Annotated in this window: 1 protein-coding gene; it reads left to right on the top strand. The window is 60.1% G+C overall.

What is annotated here, in order from left to right:
* The coding region (locus F1379_RS29605; RefSeq protein ID WP_150276055.1) for a condensation domain-containing protein at positions 1-529 on the top strand (529 nt) is incomplete at both ends.

Below are 529 nucleotides of genomic sequence, written 5' to 3' on the forward strand. Positions count from 1 at the left end.
CTGCTGGCGGCCTATAACGTGTGGCTGCACAAATACACGGGGCAGACCGACATTGTGGTCGGGACGCCGGTGTCGGGACGGACGCATACCGATACGGAGCCCATGATCGGGATGTTCGTGAACACGCTGGCGCTGCGCAATGCCCCGTCCGGGGACAAGCGGTTTATAGCCTTCCTGCGCGAAGTGAAGGAGCAGACGCTGGCGGCATTCGAGCATCAGGATTATCCGTTCGAGGAACTGGTCGAGAAGCTGAACATGCGGCGCGATATGAGCCGTAACCCCTTGTTCGACACGATGCTGGTGCTGCAGAACATGGAGCAGGCGCGCTTTGGGCTGGCGGGAGTAGACGTTCGTCGGGTCGAGCTGGACCACCGGGCGACGAAGTTCGATCTGACGCTGAACATGTCGGAAGCCGAGAACAATCTTAACCTGACGCTGGAATACAGCAGTGCACTGTTTGGCGAGGAGACGGCCCGGCGGTACCTGCAGCACTTTGTACAGCTCTTGTCCCAAATCGGGGAGCAGCCGG

Source organism: Paenibacillus tepidiphilus, from assembly GCF_008635795.1.
GTDB lineage: Bacteria > Bacillota > Bacilli > Paenibacillales > Paenibacillaceae > Paenibacillus_AQ > Paenibacillus_AQ tepidiphilus.